General features: G+C 58.9%; 22 protein-coding genes. 12 read left to right on the forward strand and 10 right to left on the reverse strand.

The window, feature by feature from the left end:
- The first annotated feature begins 85 nt into the window (after window positions 1-85).
- The gene (locus ACSQ36_RS30915) at window positions 86-886 is read left to right on the forward strand and encodes a 3-hydroxybutyrate dehydrogenase (protein ID WP_436184883.1); all 801 of its coding nucleotides are present in this window, start codon (window positions 86-88) and stop codon (window positions 884-886) included.
- A gap of 75 nt (window positions 887-961) precedes the next feature.
- Entirely contained in the window at window positions 962-1,195 is a 234-nt protein-coding gene (locus tag ACSQ36_RS30920) for a hypothetical protein (RefSeq protein ID WP_158939805.1), read from the forward strand.
- Between the two features lie 68 nt (window positions 1,196-1,263).
- Here ACSQ36_RS30920 and ACSQ36_RS30925 read toward each other — a convergent pair whose 3' ends face one another.
- Window positions 1,264-3,282, reverse strand: a complete 2,019-nt coding sequence (locus ACSQ36_RS30925; RefSeq protein ID WP_436184884.1) for an AI-2E family transporter — start codon at window positions 3,280-3,282, stop codon at window positions 1,264-1,266.
- Window positions 3,283-3,568: 286 nt separating this feature from the next.
- Entirely contained in the window at window positions 3,569-6,076 is a 2,508-nt protein-coding gene (locus ACSQ36_RS30930; protein ID WP_436184885.1) for a PAS domain-containing protein, read from the reverse strand.
- A 211-nt stretch (window positions 6,077-6,287) separates the two neighbouring features.
- Between ACSQ36_RS30930 and ACSQ36_RS30935 the strand changes: the two genes are divergently transcribed.
- The gene (locus ACSQ36_RS30935; RefSeq protein ID WP_213764313.1) at window positions 6,288-6,470 is read left to right on the forward strand and encodes a DUF1289 domain-containing protein; all 183 of its coding nucleotides are present in this window, start codon (window positions 6,288-6,290) and stop codon (window positions 6,468-6,470) included.
- Between the two features lie 69 nt (window positions 6,471-6,539).
- Window positions 6,540-6,875, forward strand: coding sequence for a hypothetical protein (locus ACSQ36_RS30940; protein WP_436184886.1), 336 nt, complete (start codon window positions 6,540-6,542; stop codon window positions 6,873-6,875).
- A 57-nt stretch (window positions 6,876-6,932) separates the two neighbouring features.
- On the opposite strand, the gene ACSQ36_RS30945 is transcribed toward ACSQ36_RS30940, so the two are convergent.
- The gene (locus ACSQ36_RS30945) at window positions 6,933-7,283 is read right to left on the reverse strand and encodes a VOC family protein (protein ID WP_436184887.1); all 351 of its coding nucleotides are present in this window, start codon (window positions 7,281-7,283) and stop codon (window positions 6,933-6,935) included.
- Between the two features lie 26 nt (window positions 7,284-7,309).
- Window positions 7,310-7,822: a hypothetical protein gene (locus tag ACSQ36_RS30950; RefSeq protein ID WP_436184888.1), complete on the reverse strand. Its 513-nt coding sequence runs from the start codon at window positions 7,820-7,822 to the stop codon at window positions 7,310-7,312.
- Window positions 7,823-8,202: 380 nt separating this feature from the next.
- Here ACSQ36_RS30950 and ACSQ36_RS30955 point away from each other — a divergent pair, with 380 nt between their 5' ends.
- From ACSQ36_RS30955 to ACSQ36_RS30965, 3 genes are all read left to right on the forward strand, one after another.
- Window positions 8,203-9,000, forward strand: a complete 798-nt coding sequence (locus ACSQ36_RS30955) for an SDR family oxidoreductase (protein ID WP_436184889.1) — start codon at window positions 8,203-8,205, stop codon at window positions 8,998-9,000.
- Between the two features lie 38 nt (window positions 9,001-9,038).
- Window positions 9,039-9,971, forward strand: coding sequence for a 3-keto-5-aminohexanoate cleavage protein (locus ACSQ36_RS30960; protein WP_213764318.1), 933 nt, complete (start codon window positions 9,039-9,041; stop codon window positions 9,969-9,971).
- A 221-nt stretch (window positions 9,972-10,192) separates the two neighbouring features.
- The gene (locus ACSQ36_RS30965; RefSeq protein ID WP_436184890.1) at window positions 10,193-11,545 is read left to right on the forward strand and encodes an MFS transporter; all 1,353 of its coding nucleotides are present in this window, start codon (window positions 10,193-10,195) and stop codon (window positions 11,543-11,545) included.
- Between the two features lie 419 nt (window positions 11,546-11,964).
- Here the strand turns inward: ACSQ36_RS30965 and serA are convergent, their stop codons facing one another.
- Window positions 11,965-13,185: a phosphoglycerate dehydrogenase gene (serA, locus tag ACSQ36_RS30970; protein ID WP_436184984.1), complete on the reverse strand. Its 1,221-nt coding sequence runs from the start codon at window positions 13,183-13,185 to the stop codon at window positions 11,965-11,967.
- A gap of 517 nt (window positions 13,186-13,702) precedes the next feature.
- Between serA and ACSQ36_RS30975 the strand changes: the two genes are divergently transcribed.
- The 3 genes from ACSQ36_RS30975 to ACSQ36_RS30985 all read left to right on the forward strand — a co-directional run bounded on the left by ACSQ36_RS30975 (window position 13,703) and on the right by ACSQ36_RS30985 (window position 16,381).
- Window positions 13,703-14,620: an AraC family transcriptional regulator gene (locus ACSQ36_RS30975; RefSeq protein ID WP_436184891.1), complete on the forward strand. Its 918-nt coding sequence runs from the start codon at window positions 13,703-13,705 to the stop codon at window positions 14,618-14,620.
- 157 nt (window positions 14,621-14,777) lie between these two features.
- On the forward strand, window positions 14,778-15,479 hold the full coding sequence (locus ACSQ36_RS30980; RefSeq protein ID WP_436184892.1) for a fumarylacetoacetate hydrolase family protein: 702 nt from the start codon (window positions 14,778-14,780) through the stop codon (window positions 15,477-15,479).
- Between the two features lie 449 nt (window positions 15,480-15,928).
- On the forward strand, window positions 15,929-16,381 hold the full coding sequence (locus ACSQ36_RS30985) for a DUF1003 domain-containing protein (RefSeq protein WP_436184893.1): 453 nt from the start codon (window positions 15,929-15,931) through the stop codon (window positions 16,379-16,381).
- A gap of 251 nt (window positions 16,382-16,632) precedes the next feature.
- On the opposite strand, the gene ACSQ36_RS30990 is transcribed toward ACSQ36_RS30985, so the two are convergent.
- From ACSQ36_RS30990 to ACSQ36_RS31005, 4 genes are all read right to left on the reverse strand, one after another.
- The gene (locus ACSQ36_RS30990; RefSeq protein WP_218627254.1) at window positions 16,633-17,172 is read right to left on the reverse strand and encodes a GNAT family N-acetyltransferase; all 540 of its coding nucleotides are present in this window, start codon (window positions 17,170-17,172) and stop codon (window positions 16,633-16,635) included.
- A 5-nt stretch (window positions 17,173-17,177) separates the two neighbouring features.
- Window positions 17,178-17,744 (reverse strand): helix-turn-helix domain-containing protein, encoded by a 567-nt coding sequence (locus ACSQ36_RS30995; RefSeq protein ID WP_436184894.1) that lies wholly within the window; start codon window positions 17,742-17,744, stop codon window positions 17,178-17,180.
- A 608-nt stretch (window positions 17,745-18,352) separates the two neighbouring features.
- Window positions 18,353-18,814: a hypothetical protein gene (locus ACSQ36_RS31000; protein WP_255631349.1), complete on the reverse strand. Its 462-nt coding sequence runs from the start codon at window positions 18,812-18,814 to the stop codon at window positions 18,353-18,355.
- A gap of 733 nt (window positions 18,815-19,547) precedes the next feature.
- Window positions 19,548-19,733: a CsbD family protein gene (locus ACSQ36_RS31005; protein WP_213764324.1), complete on the reverse strand. Its 186-nt coding sequence runs from the start codon at window positions 19,731-19,733 to the stop codon at window positions 19,548-19,550.
- Window positions 19,734-19,993: 260 nt separating this feature from the next.
- On the opposite strand from ACSQ36_RS31005, the gene ACSQ36_RS31010 reads away from it, so the two are divergent.
- Complete coding sequence (locus tag ACSQ36_RS31010) at window positions 19,994-20,353, forward strand: DUF2471 family protein (protein WP_436184895.1); 360 nt, start codon at window positions 19,994-19,996, stop codon at window positions 20,351-20,353.
- Between the two features lie 338 nt (window positions 20,354-20,691).
- Window positions 20,692-21,711: a tyrosine-type recombinase/integrase gene (locus ACSQ36_RS31015; RefSeq protein ID WP_436184896.1), complete on the forward strand. Its 1,020-nt coding sequence runs from the start codon at window positions 20,692-20,694 to the stop codon at window positions 21,709-21,711.
- A 20-nt stretch (window positions 21,712-21,731) separates the two neighbouring features.
- Here the strand turns inward: ACSQ36_RS31015 and ACSQ36_RS31020 are convergent, their stop codons facing one another.
- A complete protein-coding gene (locus ACSQ36_RS31020; RefSeq protein WP_213764326.1) occupies window positions 21,732-22,946 on the reverse strand; it encodes a DNA-binding protein in 1,215 nt (404 codons plus the stop codon).
- Window positions 22,947-24,697: the final 1,751 nt, after the last annotated feature.

Genomic DNA, 24,697 nt, shown 5'->3' on the forward strand with positions numbered 1-24,697 from the left:
TGCAAACCAACGTCCCTTACCCGCATCTGGCAAACTTTGCGGCAGCCGCTTTGCCTCCCCGTTCCTCCCTCACAGGACTTCCCACATGACCTCATCCGCAGCAGCACCGCTCGCCGGCAAAACCGCGCTCGTCACCGGATCGACGAGCGGCATCGGCCTTGGAATCGCTAACGCGCTGGCGCTTGCCGGTGCGAATCTCGTGTTGAACGGCTTCGGTGACGCCTCCGTCATTCAAAGCGCCATCGCGCAAATTGAACAGCACGGCGTGAAGGCCGTGCATCACGGCGCGGACATGTCGAAGTCCGCTGAGATCGAAGCAATGATCGCCTTCGCCATCGAGCAATTCGGCGCCGTTGATGTGCTCGTGAACAACGCGGGCATCCAGCACGTGGCGACTATCGATACCTTCCCCGTCGACAAGTGGGACGCGATTATCGCGATCAACCTGAGCTCGGCATTTCATACCATGCGCGTGGCGCTGCCCCGGATGCGCGACAACGGCTGGGGCCGCGTCATCAACATTGCGTCGGCACATGGACTGGTGGGATCGGTGGGGAAATCGGCTTACGTGGCGGCCAAGCACGGCATTGTCGGCCTGACGAAAGTGGCTGCGCTCGAAAACGCGCGCACGGGCGTGACGGTGAATGCGATCTGCCCGGGATTCGTGCTGACGCCGCTGGTGCAAAAGCAGATCGACGATATCGCGACGCGCGACAACATTTCGCCGGACGCTGCGCGCTCGAAGTTGCTGGGAGAGAAACAGCCGTCGGAACAGTTTGTTACGCCGGAGCAGATCGGCAAGCTGGCCGTGTTCCTGTGCTCGGAAGGCGCCGATGAAATGCGCGGCGCGGCGCTGCAGATTGATGGCGGGTGGACGTCGCAGTGAAGCATGCGATGAGCGGAGCGCGTGCCTGCCGTGGCAACCGTTGGTACTATCGGGGTTCGTAGAACGGAGACTCTGATGACGGCCGAACACAATCGAACAGAAGAAGCGCGGGCGATGGAGCGCATCGTCAATGCCACGCGGCAGGTGCAGACCGCGTTCACGGCGTTGCAGGGGCACTTTCCGCCGGGAGGTGATGGCCGGCCGTCGCAGATGGCATTGCAGACCTTCGATGCCGCGCTCCAGGAGTTGGAGGAAGCGCAAGCCGCGTTCGACACGATGTTGAACGACCTGTTCGATGGAAACCGCTAAAAGGGTTTGATTCGTTCGCGCGCGGGATGACGGGCCGGCAGCCGCCACCCACGGCGCGAGCGAAACTCTCAAGCCCCCCGCAATACCGGAACGATGGGTGCCTTCCCCTTGGCGCTCTCGACCTCTCCCGACACAACCGCGTCCGGCGGATTCAGGCCCTCCCACGAAACGCCGTCGGTGGACTGCTGCCGTGCCGCGGCCACACATGCCTCGACCAACTCCTTGAACGACGTAGCCGCCGAGGTCTTGCGAATCACCGCCTCGCCTTCCAGCGCGCTCTCAGGCAGGACCAATCCCACGATCAGATCCGCTGCAGCCGCCCGCTGATGCAGACGCCGCAGCAAATTGCGCAAATACGGCGGCGATTCGGCGGCGTCGAACGAAATCACGCAGATCAGCGATACGCCCGTCAAGTCGACCTCGTCGAATCGCGTGCGCGAAAACCGCTCGTAGGGCGCCAGATCCGCGCCCAGGCCATGCTTGCGGAACAGTTGCACCGCGATAGTCGCCGCCAGATCGTCAAGCACGCCGCGCCCGGCAATGCACAGCACGGACGCCGTATGGCCTTCGCGGGCGGCATCGAAGTGAGACGGCGGTGCTTCGTGCAGGATGCCGGCTTCGTTATCGGACATCTCCAGACTGGCCGGCGGGTCCTGCTCCTGCCTGACCGCCATCACCACGTCCTCCACCTCCTCGAGCCCTTCGACAATGTCCATCGCCGATTCGTTGATGCGCCGCAACTGGTCCGCGGTCACGACTCCGCGCAACACGTCGTTGTGCGCGATTCGCAAGCCCTCCAGCGCGACTTCGTCGTAATACGCGCTGAGCGAACGCTCCTTCAGCAGCGACTCGGCTTGCACGAGCGCTTCATCGGGATCGTTGGCGAGCAGCCGCTGATAGAAATTCTCCGCCGGCGTCAGCGCCGGACGGTCGCCGAACAGCACATCGAGGAATTCCAGCCGGTCCACGTGCCGCCCCAGAATCACCAGGCACAAGGTCAGCGGCGTCGATAAAACCAGCCCGATCGGTCCCCAGATCCAGCTCCAGAAAATCGCCGCAACGATCACCGCGAACGGCGAAAGTCCCGTGCTATGTCCATACAGCAGCGGCTCGACCACCTGCCCCGCGACCACGTCGGTCACGCCGAACAGGACGATGGTCCAGATCATCATCGACCAGCCGGGTCCGACGGCCGCCGCGAACACCACGGCCAGCAACGCCGCGATCCAGGTACCCACGTACGGCACGAAACGCAGCAAGCCGGTGAGCACGCCGAACAGCAACGCACCGGGGACGCCGATGATCGCCAGCCCGACCGAGATGACAATGCCCACGCCCATGTTGATGCCGAGCTGCGCGAGGAAATAGCGCGACAGCCGGCGGGCGGCTTCGTCCATGGCGGTGGTCGCGCGGTGCAGGTCGCGCGAACCGAACAGCCGGATCAGCCGGTCGCGCAGGTCTTCTCGCTGCAACAAGATGAAGATGGCGACCACCAGCACGATGCCGGTGGTTTCCAGCGGACTGATCACCGGCGATAAAAATCGCTGCGCCAGCTCCACGGGCGATGGCGACGGTTCGTGCACTTCGACCGGCATCGGGGAATCGATAGGCGAGGCCGCGGGATTCTCTTCGTTCTTGCGAATCTCGTCCTGGCGATTCGGCGAAAGACGCTTGAGCGCCGTCGCCGCTTTCCCCAGAAATGCATCGGCCCGGCCGATGGTCCTCTGCTGCACGGCGTCGATCTTGCGCTCCACCGCGACCTGATACTGCGGCAGGTCGCCGGCCAGTTGCGCCACCTGGGCGCCGATCAGCGCGCCCACAGCGGTCAGCACCGACAACGCCACCAGCACCGCCACGATTACCGACGGCACCTGTCCGAACTTCAGCCGCCGCAACAAGTCGACAAACGGCGCGACCAGAAAGCTCAACAAAACGGCGAGGATGATCGGAATCAGCACCGCGCGGCCGAAATACAACACGCAAATCACGACCACACCGGTAATTAACGATGTCAGCGCCCGCAAACCCGGTCCTTCGGGCGGCAAGACCGTGGTTGACGGCCGACGGGGCACGGGATCTGGATTCATGACATCGTTCTCGTTAGTGACGGGGTAAGGACATACAGGACGTTAAGGTCAGTGCGGATCAAAGGCAGCAACGCACTCGCTGGTCCGGGCAGGATCGCGGTGCGGGCGCGCGTTTTCCGTGTCTGGAGTGCTATGAGCCGGTGTCCGGCTGCTCGGGTATCGAAGGAACATCGACATGTCTGAGCAAGGGACATGCCATTTGCGCCGAAAGGTGAGCCTTTGCGGGAACAAAAAAGGTGAGCCTTTACAGGAGCACGGGCCGCCCTGTAACGGCTAGTCGTCCGGGTTAGTCGTCCGTCAAGCCCAGCGTGACCATCCTGCGAATCCGGCTCGCCATGGATTCGAGCGTGAACGGCTTGGTAATCATTTCCATGCCGGTATCGAGGAAACCATCCGTGCGGGTCGCCGCTTCAGCGTAACCCGTCATGAAAAGCACTCTCAGCCTGGGCCGCGTCGCCCGCGCGGCGTCCGCCAGTTGCCGGCCGTTCAGCCCGGGAAGCCCGACGTCGGTCACCAGCAAGTCGATACGCGCAGGCGAATTGAGGATGGTCAATCCGGACGGACCATCGAACGCTTCGAGCACCTGGTAATCCAGATCGCGCAGGATCTCGCACACGAGCTCACGCACAGACTCGTCGTCTTCCACCACCAGGATCGCGTGCCGCCCGGCCGCACGATGCGCCTCGTTGAGTTCGCCGGCAATTTCCTGCGTACCCGGATCGCCCGAAAAACGCGGCAGATACAGCCGGATCGTGGTGCCGGCGTCGGGCGCGCTGTCGATTGTCGCAATCCCACCCGACTGCTTCGCAAAACCGTAAGCCATCGATAAACCCAACCCCGTGCCCTGGCCCAGCGGTTTGGTCGTGTAGAACGGGTCGAAGGCGCGCGCCTTGACGTCGGCCGGCATGCCCGCGCCCGTATCCGACACCGATACCACCACGTAGGACCCCGGGGCTACATCCGGATGGCGCGCGGCGAAGTCGTGGCCGAGTTCCGCGTTACCGGTTTCAAGCGTCAGGCGGCCGCCTTCCGGCATGGCATCGCGCGCGTTGATCGCGAAATTCAGCAGCGCATTTTCAAGCTGGTTCACGTCGCAGCGCGTGAGCCAGAGGTGCGGGTTCGGCACCACGCGCGTATCGATCGCTTCGCCCATCGTGCGCTTGAGCAGATCGTCGATGGAATGCAGCAGTTCGTCCGCGTTCACCGGCTTCGGGTCGAGCGGCTGACGCCGCGAAAACGCCAGCAGCCGGTGCGTGAGCGATGCCGCCCGGTTTGCCGCACCGGTCGCCATTGAAATGAACCGGTCGATGTCGTTTGTCCGGCCGAGCTGGGTGTATCGGCGGATCAGTTCGAGCGGCCCCGTGATGCCTTGCAGGAGATTGTTGAAATCGTGCGCAATCCCGCCCGTCAGTTGCCCGAGCGCCTCCATTTTCTGCGCCTGGCGCAGCGCTTCCTCGGTTTGCTGAAGCGCTCGCTGAGTCTCCTTTTCGCTGGTGACGTCGCGGCCGTTGCCGTAAAGCGCGTCGCCTTCGGGCGCGGCGACCCACGAGACCCATCGATACGAGCCGTCCTTGTGACGGTTGCGATTCTCAAACCGCACCAGCCCCGACCGGGCCGCCGAAAGCAGCGCGGCTTCGGTGGCCTCCACGTCGTCGGGATGAACGATTTCCGCGAACGACTTGCCGATCAGCTCGTCCTCGCGGAAGCCGAGAATATCGGTCCAGGCTGGATTGACTGCGCGCAGCACGCCCGCGCTGCTCGCGACAATGAACAGGTCGCGCGAATTGCGCCAGATGCTGTTGCGCTCGCGGGTGCGGGCGTCGACTTCGGCAGCCAGCGAATCGTTCAGGCGCCGCAATTGCGTCTCGCTGACACGCAGGCGTTCTTCAAAGCGCTTATGCCCGGTGATGTCGTAAGTCACGCCGAGATAACGCAAACCGCCCGCACTGTCTTCAATCGCTTCGCCACGGCGAGCCATCCAGCGCTCCTCGCCGTTGTCGGGGCGACGAATCCGGTACTCCAGATAATCGAGCGCACCGGCAGGCATGTCGAGATGGCCGGCGCGTACGCGCTCGCGGTCGTCGGGATGCACGAGTTCCAGCAGGTCGTCGAGACGGTATTCATGACGGGGCGTCAAACCCCATTGCCAGCACAGTTCTTCGGACACCGCCAACCGCCCGTCATGCGGAAATATCTCGAAGGTGCCGATCCCGCCCGCCTGCTGCGCGATACGCAGACGCTCTTCGCTTTCGCGCAATGCCCGGTCACTCGCATGGCGCTCGATGGCGAGCGCTGTCACGCTCGCCACTTGCGCGATGTCGTCCAGTTCCTCCGGCGATGGCGTTTTCGGGACCGAGTAATAGTTGGCGAAGGTGCCGAGCAGCCGGCCGTCGGCCGCGTGTATGGGCATGGACCAGCAGGCGCGCAGGTCGTATTGCCGGGCAATATCGCGAAACGCTGCCCAGACCGGATCAGTCTGGATATCTTCCACAATCACCGGCTCACCGCGGAACGCCGCCGCCCCGCACGACCCCATCAGCGGCCCGAATTCGAGGCCATCCACGATACGGTTGTACTCATCGGGCAAACTCGGCGCGGCGCCGTGAACCAGGCGCTTCCCTGTGGCATCAACGAGCAGCACGGAGGCGCGCAACGGCTGTTCAGAGCGGTTTTCCACTCGATGCACCACATGCTCAAGCACCTCGCGCAACGGCATGCCTGCAACGACGCGCCCGAGCACGGCCCGCTCGAATTCAAGCTGGCTTAGCGTGGAAAACAAAAGGGGTTTCTGCATGGTCGTCAAGCAAAAGCCGGTATGTCGGGCACAGTGCAACGAGCGAAGTGTTCCAAATCTTAGCACCCGGTATCGCCGGATCTCCGGTTGCCTTTTATGCACAGCACGGGGCGCGCCTATTGTCCCCATCCAGATTATGTTTTAGGCCCACGGGCATGCATCGTGCGAGATTTATGGCGTTGAAATAAAGCGTACGCGCACTGGATTTGTAATGGCTGTGGAGTCGCCCTGCATCAATATCTGCAAATTCGATGGCAAAACCGGGCTATGCACGGGTTGCTTGCGAACCAGGGACGAATGCAAGCAATGGAAAAAACTGAAGAACAAAACCCGGACAAAAATTATTGATGACCGGCCCAAACGCGCGGCTAAGCTTAAGAAAGCGACACGATAAAAACGCGTGCCTGATTGACGCGACAAGACGACAAGGACACGAAAACCCACTTACTCAGGGAGTTCAGTCATGACCATCATCGTTAGGTTGAAACGCGTTTTATCGGTTTGCGCAGCCGTGCTCGTTACATCGTTTGCCACTCAAGCGGTCTATGCGCAAACCACGAGCATGGGTTTGAGTCCGAATGACGACTTGCACGCACCGGCTAACAGCACGAGATTGATGCCGAACGCGCCGCTGGGCAGCGAATATCCGACGCACGGCAATCGGCAAGCGGGTGAGATGAACCTGAATCCGACCGATCCGCGCGCGCAGTTGAGCAATGGCTTGCCCAATAACGCGCAAAGTGGTGGTTATGGCTCACCGCTGGCAGGGAACAAGTCGAATGTGCCGCAGGGGTACTAGGTTTCCAGGTTTGCGGTTCGATGTTGAAGGCCGCGGTCGCTCGCCAAGGTGGTCAGTTCAGGTATGCGCAAGAACATTGACGAGCTTGCCGAACGGATCGCGGACATAGAAACGCCGGACGCCCCAGGGTTCATCGATGGGTCCGTATTCAATGGGGAAACCCGCTTCTTTCATGCGATCGAAGGCGGCGTCCACGTCATCCACCTCAATCGACAGGTCCGGCACCGGCGTGCCGGATCCGCCTTCCGAGGCCACGCTGACCTGGACGCTCATGACTGTCCCGGAACCAAAAGTCTGAATCCAGCCGTGATCCATCAGCACGTCCAGACCCAGCACGTCCTGATAGAAACGGCGGGCCTGGGTAACGTCCTGCGTGCCAATGTTGGCGACTATTCGCTTGACCTTCATCTCACCTCCTTTCCTGGTCTTCGACTTTATGGTGCCAAGGGTGGATACGGTAAAGGTTTCGTCTTGGGATCGGTGGTCATGTTGTCGATAACCTTGTCGACATCCGCCGTTTTCGCCAGCTCGGAGAGGAATTTCTCCCGGTCGAAAGCGGGCGATACACAGCCTTGCACGTAGATAAACCTGCGCTGCAGCACCAGCCATAACGATGATTGTTCGCGCCAGTGTGTGGCGATATTGATCGTGCTGAGCCGACGTTGAACCGCTTCGGCTATCTCGGCATCGTAGCGATACGAATTCGACAAACGACACTGACCCTCCACCCAGCAGCTATTACCGCGCTCGATCCGGTAATGCGCTTCGCCTACCCATTCCTGCTCCGTCTCTAACGGTCCCAGCGGGATCGGGCACTCAGGAATTGCTTTGGAAATCTGGAAAAACGGATCGTTTCCGCGGTTACTGCGCAGGTCGTCGGCAAGCACCGGCTGGCTTGCTATCGATGCCAACAAACACCAGGCGCAGAGTTGAATAAGCGATCGCATTTTCTTGTGTTCCTGAGCGGCTGCCTGGAGACCACATTAAAAGGCTGCCTTAGGCGCCGTAACGAATATAACCGATCGATTCAGCCCATTGGACCACGCAACCATGCGACTCGCAGGGACTTCCCTTCCCGCTTCCTTCAGCGTTTTCCCTATGTCACTACGCGTTGACATTCTTCCCGACAACGACCAAACTTGCCTGCAAGTGTGATCACACATCACAACTAGCTTTATCGACGATACGGCGCGCAGGCGCGTCCTCGTCGTGAATGTGGGCTGCCCGGGAGCGCTGCGCAGCTCGCTCAACTATCAGGATCACTAATCAAGTGGGGCAACGTCAGGCGGCCTGACGTTGCCCGAACCATGACTGAAGAGGAAAAACAATGAGCGTTTTAAACATGCTTCAACCGCGTTCGGGCTTGCGTGTATTGGTGACCGGCGGCGGTTCAGGCATCGGCCTTGTCATCGCCCGGGCGTTCACCGAAGCGGGCGCCCGCGTGCACGTCTGCGACGCGAGCCAGCAGGCGCTCGACGCGTTGCGTTCGGACCGGGCCAATGAAGCCATCTCCGCCACGCTCGCTGACGTCTCCGATAAAACCGCTGTCGCCCGCGTATTCGCCGACGTGGAAAGCAAGCTCGGCGGCCTCGATGTGCTGCTCAATAACGCGGGGATTGCAGGCCCGACTGGCGGTATCGATGAGATGGATGTGGAGCAGTGGGAGCAGACCGTCGCGATCAACCTCAACGCGCAGTTTTACTTCGCGCGCCTCGCGGTGCCGCTGCTCAAGAAGTCCACGCACGGCGGCGCGATCATCGCGATGTCTTCCGTGGCGGGAAGACTCGGTTATGCATTCCGTACGCCCTATTCCGCCACCAAGTGGGCGCTGGTCGGCCTCACCAAAAGCCTCGCAATCGAACTGGGACCGCACGGCATTCGCGTCAACGCAATCCAGCCGGGCATTGTGCGCGGGCCGCGCATGGAGCGCGTGATTGCCGCTCGCGCCGAGCAGCTCGGCTTGTCCTACCCCGAGATGGAAGCGAAGTATCTGGAAAAAATCTCGTTGCGCCGCATGACAACGCAAGAAGAAATCGCGGCAACCGCGCTGTTCCTGTGTTCGCCGGGCGGTAGCGGCATCTCCGGCCAGTCGATCTCCGTGTGCGGCAACGTCGAAGTGCTCTGACACGCTTTCTCGCTCTCCCATTCTTGAAGGAATTCACCTTGGCCTCAACCCGCAAAGTCATCATTACCTGCGCGCCGACAGGCGCCATCCATACACCGTCGATGTCGCCCTACCTGCCGGTCACGCCGCAGGAAATTGGCGATGCCGCGCTCGCCGCCGCAGAAGCCGGCGCCGCAATCCTGCATCTGCACGCTCGCGATCCGAAGGACGGCCGGCCGACGCAAGACCCGGCCGTGTTCTCGGAGTTCTTGCCGCGCATCAAGGCCAACACCGACGCAGTCATCAACCTGACAAGCGGCGGCAGTCCGCATATGACCGTGGCGGAACGGCTTCGCCCCGCCCATCATTTCAAGCCGGAAATAGCGTCGCTGAACATGGGCTCGATGAACTTCGGCCTGTATCCGATGCTCGACCGCTTCAAGGACCTCAAGCACGATTGGGAACGCGAACATCTCGCCAACAGCCGCGACCTGGTCTTCAAGAATACGTTCAAGGACATCGAGTTCATCCTGACTTCGTGCGGCGCGAACGGCACCCGCTTCGAGTTCGAGTGCTACGACATTTCGCATCTGTACAACCTGGCCCATTTCGTCGAACGCCAGCTCGCCAAACCGCCGTTCTTTATCCAGAGCGTATTCGGCTTGCTCGGCGGTATCGGGGCCCATCCGGAAGACCTGATGCATATGCGCCGCACCGCCGACCGGCTGTTCGGCAAGGATTACGTCTGGTCGATTCTCGGCGCCGGCCGCAACCAGATTCCGCTTGCGACGTTAGGCGTGGCGCAAGGCGCGAATGTTCGCGTGGGCCTTGAGGATTCGCTGTGGATCGGGCCCGGCCAGCTGGCTGAATCGAGTGCGGCGCAAGTGCGCAAGATCCGGCAGGTGATTGAAGGGCTGTCGCTCGAGGTCGCTACACCGCAGGAAGCGCGCGCCATGCTCGGACTCAAGGGCGCCGACAACGTGAATTTCTGAGCTGGGTTTCACCGGCCTGTTCACTTTCACAACAAAAAAATCAGCAGGAGACAAAGACGATGCGGATCGAAGGAAAGAACATCAGCAGCACTGGAAGCGGCGACATTGGCAACAAGCGGCCGCTTCGCCGATGTCCAGATGTGCACGCCTCATGCACCCCAGGCGCTCAACGCTTGTTCACCGGACGCCCGGCGTTCCGTCGATCCTGATCGGAGTTTTCCATGTCAAGACCTCTAGCAAAATCGCCGTCCGCCACGCCGCTCGCGCACGCGGCCGTCACGCAGTTGATGATCCGCAAGCTGATGCCGCTGCTCGTCATAGTCTATGTGATCAGCTTTCTCGATCGTACGAATATCGCGCTCGCCAAGCATTCGATGAGCGTGGATCTGGGCCTGTCCGCTGCCGCCTACGGGCTCGGCGCAGGTTTGTTTTTCCTGTCGTATGCGCTCCTCGAAATCCCGAGCAACCTGATCATGCATCGGGTCGGTGCGCGCATGTGGATCACGCGGATCATGATCACCTGGGGCCTGCTCTCCATCGCGATGGCGTTCGTGCGTGGGGAAACATCGTTCTACGTGCTGCGCTTGCTGCTCGGCGCCGCCGAAGCCGGTTTGTTTCCCGGCGTGATGCTGTACCTCACCTACTGGTTCAATCGCGAGGAACGGGCGCGCGCCACGGGCTATTTCCTGCTCGGCGTGTGTCTGGCCAACATTGTCGGCGGACCGCTTGGCGGTGCGTTGCTCGAGCTCGACGGCCTGCTCGGATGGCACGGCTGGCAGTGGTTATTCGTTGTAGAAGGGCTGCCTGCGGTATTGCTGGCGTTCGTCGTGTGGAAGGTGTTGCCGGATGGACCTGCGTCGGCACGATGGTTATCGAAGGAACAGGCTGAAGGGCTCGAACGCCGCCTCGCGGCTGAACGCGAAAGCCAGGCAAGCGGTGGCCGCGGTAGCCACTCGCTGCGCAGCGTGATCGGCGACAAACAAGTGTGGCTCGCGATCTTCGTGTACTTCTGCCACCAGCTCACCATCTACACGACCATCTTCTTTTTGCCAGGCATCATTGGTGCGTCGGGGCATTTTTCGCCCTTCGCTATCGGTGTGCTGACTGCCTTGCCATGGATCGCCGCGGCTATCGGCGCCGCCACCGTTCCACGCTTCGCCAGCACGTCTTCCCGCAGCCGGCAGATCCTGACCGGTGGGCTGATCGTGATGGCGGCTGGCCTCGTGATCGCCGCGTATTCGACGCCGGTCATCGGACTGCTCGGCGTGTGCGTATCCGCGTTCATGTTTTTTGTGGTGCAGTCGATCATCTTCACGTTTCCGTCGTCGCGCTTCAACGGCCCGGCGCTGGCCGGCGGACTCGCACTGGTCAACTCATGCGGCCTGCTGGGCGGCTTCGTGGGACCGACTGTCATGGGGCTGATCGAGCAGTCGACCGGCAATCCCATGAACGGCCTGGTGATCCTCGCCGTAGCGCTTTTCATTGCAGCGCTATGCAGCCTGCGATTGCGTCACGGCGCCGAGGACCGCACAACATCCACCGATGGCAGGCCCGCAACGGGTAAGGCGATCTGACGGTTATTGGTGAGGGTATTCCGGACCGCTCGTCTCTGCGAGCGGTTCGTCCTTCGTTGCGCACCCGGGTGAGATGTTTGCCTTTTTATTTTTTGAAACATACGCGCCCAATTACGCAATCTCTTGACGCGTTGGCCGATGGCAAATCGTATCAGGTCGTGGCTGCCCGGCACATGCACGGATTATTAGTAAGCCTAACTCTTTGGTGCGCTTGCTACGAGTGGGCGTGATACGGGAATCTGATCTTAAGTCACATCGTGTCAGGCGACCCTGCGCAATAAGCTAAGCACCCCGACGCTTATCGACACGAAGCGCGGTCATTCTCATCTTCACGCGGCCGACCTTGGCATTGATGATGCACTTGGACGGGACCGGCGCCTGCTGCCCGGCAGAACGCAGGTCCCTTGCACGGCGCCGGATTATTTGACCAGCAGGCGCGTTCGGATAAAGCCAGGTTCGCACGCCAGCATCTGTATCAACTCGCTGGATGGCCTTCTATCCAGATCCGTTACCACGTAGCCGGTCTCGCCCTGCGTCTGCAGATGCTGAGCGACGATATTGGCCCCCTCCCCCGCAAGCCGCGTGTTGAGCGTCGCCAGCGCACCAGGCGCATTGCCGTGGACGTTGAGCAGACGCGCGGGCGCGTCCAGCGGCCCCGGATTGACATGCGGAAAATTGACCGAACCCACGGTGTCGCCGGTCGTTAAAAACGAAATGAGTTTCGTCGCGACTTCGGTCCCGATGTTCTCCTGCGCTTCCTCCGTGCTGCCGCCCACATGGGGTGTCAGGATCACGTTCGGCAAATGCTGAAGCACGCTCTTGAAGATATCCGCATTGGTCTTGGGCTCCTCCGGGAATACGTCGATGGCAGCACCACCCAGCCGCTTCGCCTGCAGCGCTTGCGCGAGTGCATCGATATCAACCACCGAACCGCGCGATGCATTGATCAGGATCGCGCCGGGTTTGAAGCACGCGAGCGTTGTCGCATCGATCATGCGGCTCGTCTGAGCCGTTGCGGGCACGTGGAGCGTCACCACGTCGGCATGGGCGACCGCGTCGGCGAGCGATTGTGCCGCGCGGGCGGAACCCAGCGAGAGCCGCGCCTGCACGTCGTAATACACCACGCGCATTCCCATGGCTTCGGCAAGCACGCCGACCTGCGAGCCGATGTTTCCATACCCTACTATCGCAATGGTCTTGCCGCGCGTCTCGAACGATCCGCTTGCGCCCTTGGCCCACGTTCCGGCATGCGCCAGCACGCTCTTCTCGGGCACGCGGCGCAGCAGCAGGATAGCTTCGGCAATCACCAGTTCCGCGACCGAGCGTGTGTTCGAAAACGGCGCGTTGAAAACAGGAATTCCTGCGTTCGCGGCCGCGTTCAGATCGACCTGGGACGTTCCAATGCAGAAACAGCCTATTGCGAGCAGATGACGCGCGGCATCGATTTCCTCACGCCTGAGATGCGTTGCCGAACGAATCCCGACCAGGTTATGCGCTTGAAGCGCACTCGTTAAATCCATGCCGGCGAGCGCGCCCGCGCGGCGCTCGACCTCCAGTTTCGCTTCGCTGAAACGCGCGACAGCGGTGTCGTGGATATTTTCGAGTAGAAGAACAGAGGTCATAGAACGCTTATGTGTCAGTGACGTGGGCCATTCATATGCCCAGCAGGTGGTGTCCGGGTAACATTCGCAATTTCGTCGCGCTCGATCACGCCGGACGAATCGACGCCCAATCTTCAAACGTCACGATGATGTTACCGCTTGCCGGGCATTCGTATTTTCTACCCTACTGTCCATGGGGCCTTTGCGCTTGCGCGTCCTTTCGGATCACGTTATCTGCAGGCTAAAGGCAGCTCGTCGGGCGAAGCGGTATGCTTGACGCTTGTTTCTTGGGGATCGGACTGGTATCGGACGCGGATCGTCGGTGCGCCTTAAGCCGACGCCGATCAGACCGGCTAAGACAAACCAACGCTATTTTCCTTACGATGGCCAACACGCATTCCTTACCCACGATTGCGGCATTCCGTCTTGAGCCCCTAATAAAAGTAAGTGATGCTGCTTCGTGGAACCGCTTTATAAGCGGTCACATTCGTCTCTCGAGCAATGAACCATTGAGAACGTCAGCCTTTCTGCAGAACCTGCACAGGAGTTGGTGCCAATGAGCGCACTCGCCAAACGTACGTCCCGGACCTATGCGATGCCCGAGCGCAGCGATCGCCTCGACTTCTACATTCGCGACCAGACCTTGCGCTCGGCGATCACGGAACCCCACAAGCACGACTACTTCCAGATCCAGATCAATCTGGGCGGCGACACGAAGCAGCAGATCGGCGACGTAACGCGTCCGTTCCCAACCGGTTCAATCGCGTTCATCGCGCCGCACCGGGTGCACATGATTCCGCACCCTGAACACTCGCGGTTCATCGTGATCAATTTCGCGCTGGACTTCCTTGGCCTGGATGTCGATGCAGTCGATGGCCGGATCGACCTGGGCGGTATTCCCATCATCCGGTTTCCGGAGCTGGCACCCTTTCGCTTCCAAGATGAAACAGATTTCAAGCTGACGGGCTCCGATCTGGCTGAAGTCGAACGCATCGTTATCCTCATGATGGAGATAGATAGTGCGCGCGGGTTTGGTGCGACCAGCCGGCTTCGTGGTTACCTCCTGCAATTGATCGGACTGGTTTGTGCAAGATATGGGGAGCCGCTTATGCAACTGGCGGCGCTCGGCGAACGCGCAGTCAGCCGCCGCGACTCCATCAGCAAAGTGATACGCCATGTTCTGGAGCACCTGGAAGACGACACGCTTTCGCTGGGGTCGGCCGCACACGCCGCGGCGTTGACTCCCGGCTATGTAGCCCGTCTGATGAAAAAGGAGACTGGCAGGACGTTCGTGCAATGGGTAACGGATCAAAGAATCAGCCGGGCGAAAGCATTGCTTGCAGACGATACCCGCCGTGTGAAGGACATCGCATTCGTGGTCGGCTTTCGCGACGAGGCTTATTTCACCCGACGCTTTCGGCAGGCGGTGGGGGCATCGCCGACAGAATACCGCGCGTCGCAATTCGAGCTATAGGCTCTTGCGCAGCCTTTCACTAGCGCGGCTTGGAATAGAGCAATTTAATCCAGGACGTAGGACGAATTTGTCCTGCATGGAAGGTTAGCCGAGGCATATTGTTGGGGGGTGCCGCAGTGGTCTGCGCCAAACAACCTCCACCTTCGAGTTCGCCGATATGACCGAATACGTCTTCCCCGCCCCTCAAACTGTCGTTGTGCCCGTCGCCGGCTCGAACGCCTCCTTCGCGGTACGCCGCGTCTTTTGCGTAGGGCGCAATTACGCCGATCATGCGCGCGAGATGGGAGCCAACCCTGACCGCGAGCCGCCATTCTTCTTTACGAAACCCGCGGACGCTGTCGTGCCCGCGGCGGGAACACTTGCGTACCCGATGCTCACCGAGGACCTGCATCACGAGATTGAGATGGTGATTGCCATCGGAAAAGAGGGACGAGAAATCGAGCCGAAGGATGCGCTGTCGTACATATTCGGCTACTCCGTTGGCGTGGACCTCACGCGGCGCGACCTGCAAGCGGTCGCAAAGAAGATGAGCCGGCCGTGGGACTGGGCCAAGGCCTTCGACGAATCCGCGCCGGTCACGGCTATCCGTCCTGCGGCGGAAATTGGTCATCCGGCCAGCGGCCGCATCTGGTTGTCGGTCAATGGCGAAACACGGCAAACAGGCGATCTCGGCGACTTGATCTGGCCGGTTGCGGACATCATCAGCCAGGTTTCCAGAGCGGTTGTCATCAAGCCCGGCGATCTGATTTTTACCGGCACGCCTGCGGGCGTCGGGGCGTTGAAGCCCGGCGATAAGGTTGCTGGCGGTGTCGATGGTATTGCTGATTTCCACTTTGAGATCGGCAAGGTTCTGCGCTGAAGTCAACATTGATCGCTTGGCCTAAGTAGTCCATCCGTACGCTCTACTTATCAACGTATGGTTTTCTTGGCTCAGATCCGAGGGGAAGCCAGCACTACCGCTTGCTGGCTTCGCCACTTCATGGCAACGGTGCTCGTGTCTTTCGCTGCCCTTATCCGCCCCGTGTGCAACGCTCCCGAATAACCTCACCCAAGCGTCGATAAGACAACGCCACCTGCTTCCCGCATTGTTTGGATAAGCCGCGTTAAGCCGCGTTAGGCTGCGATCTGCTATGGGCAAGTCTTTTTCATGACTGCAACGCTTGCGCGGACTGTGTATAACATCGACACATTTCCGTTAATCGCCAAGCGAGAGAGCAAAACATGAATAGCCCCATTCCGCGCGACGAACAGCGCAAGGACAAACATCACCACTTACGTTTTCATCTGCCATACGTACACCTTTCGTCAGTGTTCGGTGACGACTGGTTCGCGCTAAAAGCCGAGCGTTTTGCGCGTTTCTTCGGAACACCGACTTTCCTCGTCGGGCAGACGATTATTGTTGCAGCCTGGATTGGCATCAACGTCGCCGGCCTGACAAAGTTCGACGTTTATCCTTTCATTCTTCTAAACCTTGCTTTTAGTCTCCAGGCCGCTTACGCCGCGCCGTTAATTCTGCTTGCGCAAACGCGACAAGCAGATCGCGACAAGGTCAATTCCGACGCCGATGCGCGGCATCGTGAAGACCTCGCCTCAGCGAATGAGGAACGCCAGTTGCAAGCGGCTCGACAGACCGATCAGCTCGTTGCCTTGCTCGAGCAAAATACCAAATTGACCGAGATCACGAAGCAAATGAGCGAACGTATCGAGGCATTGACGCGCGAAGTGCATAACCGGATAGAGCAGGCAAATATAAAGCCGTAAGTGCTTTGAGGGCTAGCCTTCAGGTCACCGATGCAGTCTTCAGAAAGTTCAAAAGACGGCAGCGACGATCAAACCGCGGAGGCGGTTGAACGTCGCTACGATATAGTCTGTAATCCGAATTGAAACTGGCTCCAGCGCGCGGACGCATCGGGCGTTAAAACGGAGGGGGTCAGAAAATTCGGTTCAACGGTTAAAACAGAAAGTCAAAATCGGCAGGCCGGTTGATCGACAATCAAGCCTCGCCGAGCTGATCAATCCTTGGTCGGGATGCGCGGGCCAATTCGCTTCCAATAGATCTTGGTCCCGGTCAGCCCTCCATGCGGCTTGAGCGCATAGTCTGGAATCTCTCCCGTAAGAGTGAACCCGAGACGCTCGTAGAGCGTCGACGCTCCGCCATCGGTCGCGGTATCCAGGACCAGCAACGTGCGTCCCTGTTTCACGGCCAGATTCTCGGCCGCCTGCATCAACGACGCCGCCACCCCTCGCCCCCGATGGCTGAGACAGGTCATCAGTTTGGCAATTTCCGCACGGTGCGGCTGGTTGGGCGGACAGTCGAGCAACAGGGTGACGGTTCCGACCAGTCTCTCACCGTCCCATGCACCCAGAACCATTCGTTCGCCGCGAGTTGCGGCGGCCAGCGCATTGGACCAGAACGCTTCTGCTGCTTCGGGCTGCAGCGGATGCATGAAGCTGACCGAACCGCCGTTTGCAACAGCCTCGATCAAGAGCCCATTGAGCATCGCGCGGATCGTCGGCGAGGCGCTTAGTTCACTGATTTCAATGTTTGACATGACGGCTAAGTCCGGGCGAGAACAACGAGGTAGGTACAGGTCGAGGCAGCCTCGTTAGCCAGGGTGACCTCTGAAGGCGGACCGAATCCCAGGCAATCGCCGGCGCTCAGAGCGTACCGCTCCCCGCCTTCCTGGATCACGAGATCGCCCACTAACACCCAGACCACCTGACGGATATGAGCATAAGACGATGGCGGTAACACCACCTGTCGTCCCGCCGGCAGATCAACCTGAACGATCTCCACCGGGTGGTCCGGATTGTTGAACACCTGCTTGCGGAGATAGCCTGTCTTGGGATCGCGCCAGAGCGGTTGATCGACGGCCCGCGACAAGCGGTCTCCATTGCCTTCTGCCCTCACCAAAAGGCCCGCGAGCGTCAAGTCGAAGGCCCCGGCCAGTCGCACCAGCGTGACCGCGGTGGGGCTTATTTCCTCGCGTTCAATCTTGCTGATGGTCGCCTTGGCGACCCCGGAGGATTCGGCCAGATCCGCCAATGACCATGCGCGCGCATTTCGCTCAAGCCGAATACGGCGAGCGATGCGAGGTCCGGTGTCGTCTATTGATGATGTCATATCGTCCATCATAGTAGACGATAGGGTCGTACGCAAGGCGCGGTCAAAGCGTGGAGTATTAGTGCCTTGACGGGCGTGGAGTCGGGTGTCGGGTTTTGTTTTCTAGAGCGTCCCGTCAGTAAGTAGTGTGATCGACTACTTGTCAGCAGACAAAACCACCTTTGCTCCGCGTAAGACAACGGTCATCAGCGCACGCGGTCGAGACCATAAGGCAAATTGTCGGCCGTGCATTTACGGGCTTGTGCTGCGGTCGCCACGGTATGGCGCCCCCGTGATGTCCGCTGGACTCAAGCCCGAGCTCGGCAATGTAGGGGCTTGCGGCTTTCTTAAGGTGAGCTGATACGGGAGCTGTTCGGGAAACATCTGAAGCGAGGTCAGCCAATGAGTCTCGGTGCCTTTTGTGGAGCAGATTTTTAATCCGGAGTCCATATTAGATGAGGGATCACGATATATGCGGCGAAGGGGCGAGCGTCGACAGGCCGAGATTGGCAGAGTCGATGGAATACCTTGAGGCGCTTGAGAACAAACCACGCGAGCCGTCTACGATTCGCCTTACCGTGCAATCTCGAATGAAACACGACTAGCGTTTCAACGCCCGCCGGGAGTTGTCACCAAAACCTGACTCGTAGCTGAAACCCCAGCGTAAAGGGCAAATCGCTAGAGGGGATCGGCGGAATCAGGATGATGTTCGCGCCAATACGACCGTACTCCGCCATGATGAGCGGCGCGAGGACCGGACCCAGTTTGTGATCGTGGCCGATACCCCATTTGCCGTAGTCATATCCCGATATCAAGCCGCCCATTGCGGCCAGTCGGATGTATCCCCAATGTGCGAATTCCGGCGCCCAAACGCCGCCGCCATAAAACGAAGGCGCCGTCAGCGAGTTTCTGAAGTACCCGCCCGCCAGCGCCCACTGTGGGGCAATCCAGCATTCAACACCAATGCCGGGGTTGAATTGATCAAAGTGTTTTTTGGGATGAACGTGATATGAACCGATCATCGCGTCGGCCCATAAGCCGTCATTGCAAACTTCGGCTGCCGAGACGTTCGATGTCGCACCTAATGCCATCAGGGCCGCCAGCAGTAGGGGGACACGGATCTTTTTTGAGACGGTTGCTGACGTTTTCATTCGGCTCAAACCTGTGCGTTCTGCCGTCGCGGTCTCGCCGACCACGCCTTTTTATATGAAGTTCGAGCGAAACTTTACATGAACGTCGTGGGCATTTGTGTGAAATTGGGGAACGAGCTTTCGGGAATTCAGATCGCGTGTGGATTTGATAATTAACTGAAAATCTTCCGGCTTTTTAATGACTTGGTAGCTGGACCATATTCTTTTGTCGGTTCGTAGTTCGCGACGCTAGATGGCCCGCAGAGTGTTGGCTGATGAAACGCGGGGATTAGTCGTTTCCAATCAGCGCGATCCCAGGTTACATGGACTCGGCGCGGCAGGTGCCAAGGGTGGCCGGAACTTGATGCGCATAAAGTTTTCCGGCTGCGCGTCAAGGAGGGGACCCAACAGGCAAAAGCGCTTAGCTTCAAAAACCAACGCTTGCGCAAACCAACCCAATTTGTACAAGAAGCTGGATAAGCCATCCAAGCCTGGCCGGATGGTCCCCAAGCTGATGGAGAATTCAGCAAGCTGCCTGTCGATAACGGTCAGTCCTGGCGTGCACAACGGTCACCGTGACGAAGTAAACGAAAAAAGCCGTTCCAAATCGCTTTAGAACGGCCAATCACTTTTAAAGGCGGCAGTTGCTAGTGCGTCGAGCGACCAGCTACCCACCACTGCCCGAAGTGATCCATCAAGGTTTTTTGAACGCGTCCTTTACGTCTTCGCGTGCATCGCCGACGCCTTTTTGCACCTTACCGGCTGCCTGTTGCATATCGCCCTTTGCTTCCTGGCTCTTGTTGCCGGTTACCTTGCCGACCGCCTCGTTGACTTTGCCCTTGGCCTGATTCACCACACCGTCTTTCTGATCCTTGTTCATCTTGATCTCCTTTCGTATCGAAGCGCGAAATCCCGATCTCCTGAGATTCGCGGCGTCATGTCAGGGAAAGCGCCCTGAACGTGTAATCAGAATGGCGATTTCGAACGCCGCAGAACAGCCGTACACGTCTGATTCCCACGTAGGCGGAATCGCACATACGCGCGGAGCACTCAGCGCGACGCTAGAGGAACATTGCGATAAACACTGTATGTTTGTACAGTACACATCTTGGCGCAATGGCATGAATGGAGGAGAACACAATGGACTTCGACGAAGATCGTATGGACACCCCCGAATTCGCACGTACAGTGCGCGACCTTGAGCGGATTACGCGCGATATAGCGGAGCGCTACATCGTGCAAGGTGTTCCTTTGACTTGGCGGTTACTGCTCGCCATTGAAGCGGAAGCGCTCGCCGATCTCGGTTTTGCAGGCCGACATGAGTCCGCGCTCCGCGCGCTCTTCGCGCGCCCGGACGACATGGTTTTTCCCGAAACGGATGATCTCGTCGATCTCGGGGCGTCAAATGCTTTACCGCCGGTATTTGTATTTGCCGTCGATGCCTACGACTGCGCCGCCCGTGCTGGACACCCCGAACTGGCAAAAGCCGTGGTCCATTGAGATATGAACTCGCGGATGCGCGAATTGGGAGCATGGCCGCCGGGAAACCAGCGGCGGCCGTTACTGTTTCAACCGCGATTCGAGTTTGTAGCCAGATCCAAAAACGGTGCGTCGCATGTCATGCCGCGAGCAAACCAGAACGCCCGCCGCCAGAGTTCCTTGCGTTACTGGCGCGGCTCAACACGCGCCGTCATGAAATCCCCACCGCCGCGAGCGCCTGGCAATACGGCTTTGAACTTTGCGGCCGACACGTGGATGAAAGCTGAACCTCAACATCACCGGCCGCTTTCGCGTAACCTCTAGCGTACGCGTTTTACAACTAACGGATTATCAAGCCAATGGACACGCCTGCGGAAACTCACGAGATTTTCGATCATGAGCGCACCAATTGGTACGCCGATCCGCGTAGCGCGTTCGACTCCTGGATGGCGCATCAAGCGTTCAAAGCGTCTTCCGCGGATGTCTACCGGGCGCAATGGGGGCTCTTCCTCGAATGGCTGAGCGTTAAACGAATCGATCTCCGCACGGTTGATCGACTTGCCATCGAACAGTTCGTCACCCAGTTAAAGATTCGAAAGCCACAGCGCGTTCGCTATCTGCGCCTTATCGAGCGGGTACTCGACCATGTCCGCAAGATCGAAATGGCATCGACGAATCCAGCTCGCTTCATTGCCCAGGACGGCGAGGCTCCATGGCGAGACGCGCGTGAAAACGAGCCAACAGGATTTCTCGCCCACGGTGAACGAGCGGCCCTGATCAGCTATCTTTTCTCTCCAATCGGCGATCTGTCGGCGGGGCAGCGCTGGCGAGAGCGCCGCGATCGTGCGCTGGTCGGCGCATTCCTGGGCGGGGGGGTAAAAACGGGTGAAGCAGCAGCGCTGACCGTTAGTAGCTATTCATGGAATCAGCCATGGCTTGCTGTCGAGGCTACGAACTCCCCTTTAAATCGAGAAACCCGGCTCGCACCGTTTGCGATCGCGTTACTCGACCATTGGATCAGCGAGCGCAAGACAGTGCGATTACTCGGCAACCTGCTGTTCCCGTCCGCGCCATCGGGACGCCCGATGCACAAGGCCACCATGCTGCGCGCGATCGATGCCGTGATCGACGCCGCCGGCATTGCCGATTCACGAACGGCACGCGCCAGTCCGCAAACCTTGCGCAATACCTTCGCAGCCGACTTGTTCGAAAGTGGCACAGCGCCCGAGCGAGTCGGGCAATGGTTAGGTTTCCAGCAACAAATCTCGGCGCACCGGCTGCATCGAGCATGGCAAAACTGGACCGGTGAGGAAATACGGGAGCGGGATTTGGCGGAGGCGCAAGAAAGCGGCGGCGAGGAAAGCCACGAATTCGAGTAGCGTTCCGCTCCCGAAAAATCTCACCTCTCGGTTTGTTCTCCGGCCTCGGCAATCTCCGGCGAGTGAAATCGGGCTACCGCGAGCAACCGTGACGACGCGGCGCCCGACGACCGATCGCAATCCGGACAGGACAACTCAAACTTATCATCGTGCTGGGCAAGTTCAGGCTCGCCGGTGACACACGTGGGGCAGCAGGCCGGCACTGCGACAAAACCATCGATGTCCGTTCCCAACGTCCCCATTTCCTGTGCGGATAGCCGTCCTTCCTCAACCATCGTGCAGATTAGCCGGGCGACGTTTTTACTCATTCCGCTTTGTCCGAGCAACGCGTCACGTTCGATGACCAGCGCGTCGATCTCGTCCGATTGCTCGCGAATTCGCAGCTCTAGCCGATCCGTGCGTGCCTTGGCGATGCTAAGTTGTTGAATAAAATCGAATTCCTTCTGACTTGCCTGACGCACTCCCGCCTGGTAGGTTGCCGCCATGCCACGCAGAGAATCAAGTTCCACGAGCATCGGCTTCACTCGCCGCTCGGCCTCGCTGATCGCATCCTTGATCTGTTGCGCATAATGCTCGGTGTTGTGTCGCAGTTCACCGTTCAACGCATCCACACGATCGCGCAGCGCGGCGTTAGCCGTTTGCTCTGTTTCGAGCCGCTGAGTCAACGCGGCGTGTTCCCGTTCCAACCGATGAATCGACGCCTGCAAACTGCTTTGTGCCTCCAGTTCGCGGCCACGAAGGGATGCTAATTCGATCTCCAGCGCGGAATTGCGTGCCAACGCAGTATCGGCGCGTGCCTCGCTGCGGTGAAGCGCCTCATCGACCGTCGCACAACGTACTTCTGCGTCGCGAAGCCGGCTTAACGCAGCATCGACGTCATCTTTTGCGGCATGGCGCTCATCTTCCAGCGATCGAATTGCAAATTCCTGCGCTTCCAGGAAAAGCTGCCCGAGCAATTCACCGGCTCGTTCCTGCAGTCCTTCTGGAATCGCTCCACTTTCGATCCGAACGCGCGACGCGGATCGGATCCGAGCCCAGAATGCGTCGATATCCTTCGGGATATCGCTCGCGCTACCGGTTTGCGTGAGATCTCTGACCGTGGCCGTTGATGGGCGAATGCCGAAATCGAAGAAAAGCCGCTTGCAGGCATGCTGCGATAGATCTTGTCGACGGGCACCGTTGGTCCGCATCGTCGCGAGTTCAGCCCGCAGTGCAAGGCGTTCTGCATCGTTCATACGAAGCTCCAAGTCAAATTCGTTCGTATAATAATACTTTACGTATCAAATGCTACATATTTAGGTTGGGCACGTGGGCTAACACTTGGAGCTACTCTCTTTTTATCTAAATAGCCTATATCACGTATCGATCGCAGTGGCATCCGTGAAACATGTCGAGGTTAGTCCGCCAAGCCATTGATTGCTAGCGTCTTTTTCCAACCTGACTATTTCTGCAGATGTTCCACGGAGTTTTGTTTCACGATTCTCTTCCTTGGTTCTCACGCTTGCTTGAGAGTATTAGAAGTAAACACCTTTGAACCCTAGTTAAAGACGTTAACGCCACGGCAAAGCCTTACCAGATAAGGCTTTCCGAGCGGGTCGGTGAGGGTCTGCGGGATAGTAGGTGAGATAACACGGGGGCTATCGGTGTATAGGTTCGGGGGCCAGCGTGAGGAGTCACGGGAGCAAGCGTGAGCGAGTTCGGGAGGCGGGTGTTTTGGGAAGGTGAGGAAATACAGGGGCTGCCGCGGCTATCGTCCATATGCGGCGGCACAGCACACGTCGACCCGCCAATTTCTGCAGTGAGCGTTTGCAGGATACAGAAAATGCAAAAATTCCAATAGAAAAAAGGTAATTATTACCTGTAGGTGAGGTTTTACAGGGGTCAAACCAAGTCCAGGGTGAGACTATGCGGGTGCGAGCAGCTCAGAATCCTCGGTTTGCGAGGCGCGCAAACCGCAACGGTGAGGAAATACGGGAGAACTGCGCGGCGGTATTTCGACCTGCCTACTTTGCCGATCCCACTGGTTTTAAGGGATATTTCTGCAAAACCGGACCGGAGGTGAGAGTTTTCGGGAGCAGTTTTTGGTTCGTCGAGGATCGTACTGACAGCTCTGTCGAACTCCAAAGGTGAGGCTTTTCGGGACAATATGGTCTCGATCTTAAGGCATGAAGATCCTCCTCGGAAGACACCTTATCGACCAATATTATATTAAGCACATGATTTAAAAGGATTTTATGTGCGCAGAGTGCGCGCACATCGCAGCAAAGGTGAGCATTTTCGGGAGTGGTGAACTGCTGTTCGCCGTTATCTCCTTCGCGTGAAAAAATGGCAAAGGTGAGCTTTTACAGGACTATATTTGGCCGAATTTAGGTGCCAAGAGAGCCCCGACGATGCTGAAATCCAGAAAATCGTCCGCTTGTGACTCTAAAGGTGAGTGTTTGCGGGGGGCCAGTGAGGAGCAAGTATCGATGCCGTCGACCGTGGGAAAGTCTAAAGGTGAGGTTATGCGGGAGGCTGGATCCTAGGTTCGAGAGCCTGTTTTGAGGCTGCAACTTGGCTGAATAGGGCTCCCCGGCAGGTTAAAGGTGAGCTTTTGCGGGAGTAATTGAGCGGGATCTGGCGTGCTATCGAGGGTTAAAGCCTTGATAACTCGACGATTACAGCAATTTCTCCGCGCTTTCACGAATTTTCGCCTTCCGGGAAAATTTCGTAAAAACCACAGGGGCGCGTAAAAAAATTTCAGGTGAGAAGATACGGGATCGGGCTTGAAGCGGTTCGATTTGAATCCGCAAGCGCTCAATCCGTTTACCCGCATGGCACGGGGCATAAATGAGATGAGGCGTGACGGTGAAGGTGAGAGTTTTCAGGAGCGCACCTCAGTGAGTTTTGCGCGTGACATCCGCTTCACCACTACAGGGTGAGTGCGCACCTGTAGACGAGCTTCACCGTCATGAGTATGCTTTCCCAAAATTCTCCTGACTCCAGC

This window comes from Caballeronia sp. LjRoot34, from assembly GCF_964253815.1.
In the GTDB taxonomy this organism is placed as follows: Bacteria; Pseudomonadota; Gammaproteobacteria; order Burkholderiales; family Burkholderiaceae; genus Caballeronia.